Genomic DNA, 3,891 nt, shown 5'->3' on the forward strand with positions numbered 1-3,891 from the left:
AGATGTGTATAAGAGACCGCCTCGGCCCCACGCGGCGGCGGGCTGCGCCGCGTGGGGCCGAGGCGCCTGGTGGGCGCCGCGGGGCCGCGGCGTCTGGAGGGCGCCGGGGTGGTGACAAGGTACCAAAGCCCCAACAGAAGGCAAACCCCCACAAAATCAACAACGGACCAGGTCAACCCTGGTCCGTTGTCGAAGGGAGCTCCGGCACACCCCGCGCGGGGGCGGGGCGGCGGTGCGTCAGGGGCGCCCGGCGCCGTAGTAGCCGTTCAGGTAGTAGCCCGAGGTGATGCTGACGATCTGGACGTTCTTGCCGGTGCTCGGCGCGTGGATCATCTTGCCGTTGCCCACGTACATGCCGACGTGGCCGAGGCCGTTGAAGAACACCAGGTCGCCCGGCTGCAGGTTGCTCTTGGCGACCCGCTTGGTCGCGGCGTACTGCGAGTTGGTCGTGCGGGTGATGTTGACGCCCGCGGCGGCCCACGCCTTCATGGTGAGGCCGGAGCAGTCGTAGGAGCCGGGGCCCTCCGCGCCGTACTGGTACGGCTTGCCGAGCTGGGCGTAGGCGAAGTCGAGCGCCGTGCGGGCCGAGCCGCTGGCCGGGCCGTTGTAGGTGCCGCCGGTGGCGCCGCCGCCGCCCGAACCGCTGCCGCCGCCGGAGGACGTGCCGCCGCCGAGGCTGCGCAGCAGCGCCTTCTGCTTGGTGACCTTCTTGTCGAGGTCCTTCTTCTTCTTCGCCAGCTCGTCCTGCTTCTGCTTCACCTCGTCGTAGGACGCCTTGGCCTGCGCCTGCTCGCGGCGGAGCCGCTGCGCGGTGGCGAGGAACTGGGTGAGCTGGGAGCTGCGCTCGTGCGACAGGTGGGAGAAGACGGCCGCCTGGTCCAGGATGGCCTGCGGGTCCTTGCTGCCCACGAAGCCGGTCACGTCCGTGGAGTCGCCGTTCTTGTAGGCAGCGGCCGCCATCTGGGCGATCTTGGAGCGCTGCTCCTCGAACGCGGCCTGCTCCTGCTTGCTGGCCTTGGTCGCCGTCGTGTACTTCTTCTTGGCGACCTTCAGCTTCTCCTTGTTCTGGTTGTACTTCTCGACCTCTTGGTCCATCTGCTCGTTGAGCTTGTTGAGCTTCTTCTGCGCCTCGGCCCGGGTCGGACGGGGATCGGCGTGCGCCACCATCGGGGCGGGCACCAGGGAGGCCGTCACGGTCAGGCAGGCGACCGCCGCCAAGCGGCGGGAGACGCCTCCGCTCGTGGAGCCGCCCCTCCGGTCACGCTCGTGCGCCGGTGCCCCGATGAGATCTTTGGCCACGGTCGGTTTCGCCCCTCTCGTCCACGACGTCAGCGGACGACACTAGCGATGGGCAACAACCGTCACAACCGATTCGTCACTCTTTGATTGACATCCTTGGACATTGTCCACTTCTTGTGACGTCATGATCACTGAGCGCGAGGCGTCCCTTATCGTGGCCTTATGGGTTCCTTATGACCGGCCCAGCCGGCGCAGCAGCAGCGTGGACGGGCACGGCCGGGCGTCGGCGCGGCGGGCCGCGTCGGCGACCTCCCGGTCCGACGACACCACCACCACGGGACGGCCCTGCGGCTCGGCCCGCACCAGCTCGCCGATCAGCTCGTCGGCGGTCTGGCCCGGGGCGCTGAACTTCACCCGGACGCCGCGCGGTGCCGCGATCGCGACCGGCGCGTCCAGTTCCGCGCCGTCGAACACGCACGTCACCTCGGCGCGGGTCTGCGCGGCCAGCCCGCCGAGCCCGGAGACCAGCCGGTTGCGCTGGTCCGACAGCGGCAGCTCGCCGTACCCGGTCTTCGTGACGTTGTAGCCGTCCACCACCAGGTGCACCTGCGGCAGGGCCAGCAGCCGGTCGAGCAGCTGCGGATCGCCGTCCGACAGCGCCCGGCCGGGCGCTGTCGGACGGCGATCCGCAGCTGCTCGACCGGCTGCTGGCCCTGCCGCAGGTGCACCTGGTGGTGGACGGCTACAACGTCACGAAGACCGGGTACGGCGAGCTGCCGCTGTCGGACCAGCGCAACCGGCTGGTCTCCGGGCTCGGCGGGCTGGCCGCGCAGACCCGCGCCGAGGTGACGTGCGTGTTCGACGGCGCGGAACTGGACGCGCCGGTCGCGATCGCGGCACCGCGCGGCGTCCGGGTGAAGTTCAGCGCCCCGGGCCAGACCGCCGACGAGCTGATCGGCGAGCTGGTGCGGGCCGAGCCGCAGGGCCGTCCCGTGGTGGTGGTGTCGTCGGACCGGGAGGTCGCCGACGCGGCCCGCCGCGCCGACGCCCGGCCGTGCCCGTCCACGCTGCTGCTGCGCCGGCTGGGCCGGTCATAAGGAACCCATAAGGCCACGATAAGGGACGCCTCGCGCTCAGTGATCATGACGTCACAAGAAGTGGACAATGTCCAAGGATGTCAATCAAAGAGTGACGAATCGGTTGTGACGGTTGTTGCCCATCGCTAGTGTCGTCCGCTGACGTCGTGGACGAGAGGGGCGAAACCGACCGTGGCCAAAGATCTCATCGGGGCACCGGCGCACGAGCGTGACCGGAGGGGCGGCTCCACGAGCGGAGGCGTCTCCCGCCGCTTGGCGGCGGTCGCCTGCCTGACCGTGACGGCCTCCCTGGTGCCCGCCCCGATGGTGGCGCACGCCGATCCCCGTCCGACCCGGGCCGAGGCGCAGAAGAAGCTCAACAAGCTCAACGAGCAGATGGACCAAGAGGTCGAGAAGTACAACCAGAACAAGGAGAAGCTGAAGGTCGCCAAGAAGAAGTACACGACGGCGACCAAGGCCAGCAAGCAGGAGCAGGCCGCGTTCGAGGAGCAGCGCTCCAAGATCGCCCAGATGGCGGCCGCTGCCTACAAGAACGGCGACTCCACGGACGTGACCGGCTTCGTGGGCAGCAAGGACCCGCAGGCCATCCTGGACCAGGCGGCCGTCTTCTCCCACCTGTCGCACGAGCGCAGCTCCCAGCTCACCCAGTTCCTCGCCACCGCGCAGCGGCTCCGCCGCGAGCAGGCGCAGGCCAAGGCGTCCTACGACGAGGTGAAGCAGAAGCAGGACGAGCTGGCGAAGAAGAAGAAGGACCTCGACAAGAAGGTCACCAAGCAGAAGGCGCTGCTGCGCAGCCTCGGCGGCGGCACGTCCTCCGGCGGCGGCAGCGGTTCGGGCGGCGGCGGCGCCACCGGCGGCACCTACAACGGCCCGGCCAGCGGCTCGGCCCGCACGGCGCTCGACTTCGCCTACGCCCAGCTCGGCAAGCCGTACCAGTACGGCGCGGAGGGCCCCGGCTCCTACGACTGCTCCGGCCTCACCATGAAGGCGTGGGCCGCCGCGGGCGTCAACATCACCCGCACGACCAACTCGCAGTACGCCGCGACCAAGCGGGTCGCCAAGAGCAACCTGCAGCCGGGCGACCTGGTGTTCTTCAACGGCCTCGGCCACGTCGGCATGTACGTGGGCAACGGCAAGATGATCCACGCGCCGAGCACCGGCAAGAACGTCCAGATCGTCAGCATCACCTCGGGCTACTACCTGAACGGCTACTACGGCGCCGGGCGCCCCTGACGCACCGCCGCCCCGCCCCCGCGCGGGGTGTGCCGGAGCTCCCTTCGACAACGGACCAGGGTTGACCTGGTCCGTTGTTGATTTTGTGGGGGTTTGCCTTCTGTTGGGGCTTTGGTACCTTGTCACCACCCCGGCGCCCTCCAGACGCCGCGGCCCCGCGGCGCCCACCAGGCGCCTCGGCCCCACGCGGCGCAGCCCGCCGCCGCGTGGGGCCGAGGCGGTCCCTTATACACCTCTGACGCTGCCGACCAAGCGGATGGGGGAGATCTGGGTGGCCTCCGCTACCTGAAAAAACACAAAAACATACAAAAACTACATAGTT

2 protein-coding genes and 2 pseudogenes are annotated in these 3,891 nt (G+C 69.3%); 2 read left to right on the forward strand and 2 right to left on the reverse strand.

Annotated features, from left to right (window positions below):
• Nucleotides 1–237: 237 nt before the first annotated feature.
• Both HUX53_RS29410 and HUX53_RS29415 read right to left on the reverse strand, forming a co-directional pair.
• Nucleotides 238–1,299 carry an NlpC/P60 family protein gene (locus tag HUX53_RS29410; protein ID WP_309237491.1) on the reverse strand — a complete coding sequence of 354 codons (1,062 nt, stop codon included), beginning with the start codon at nt 1,297–1,299 and terminating at the stop codon, nt 238–240.
• A gap of 171 nt (nt 1,300–1,470) precedes the next feature.
• Nucleotides 1,471–1,905 (reverse strand): annotated as a pseudogene (locus tag HUX53_RS29415) (NYN domain-containing protein); the annotation flags it as partial.
• On the opposite strand from HUX53_RS29415, the pseudogene HUX53_RS29420 reads away from it, so the two are divergent.
• Both HUX53_RS29420 and HUX53_RS29425 read left to right on the forward strand, forming a co-directional pair.
• Nucleotides 1,902–2,336: pseudogene (locus tag HUX53_RS29420) on the forward strand (NYN domain-containing protein); the annotation flags it as partial. The pseudogenes HUX53_RS29415 and HUX53_RS29420 overlap by 4 nt on opposite strands.
• A 171-nt stretch (nt 2,337–2,507) precedes the next feature.
• A complete protein-coding gene (locus HUX53_RS29425; RefSeq protein WP_309237491.1) occupies nt 2,508–3,569 on the forward strand; it encodes an NlpC/P60 family protein in 1,062 nt (353 codons plus the stop codon).
• The last annotated feature ends 322 nt before the right edge of the window (nt 3,570–3,891 follow it).

Origin of the sequence: Actinomadura sp. BRA 177 (assembly GCF_013372625.1) — a bacterium.
Lineage (GTDB): Bacteria > Actinomycetota > Actinomycetes > Streptosporangiales > Streptosporangiaceae > Spirillospora.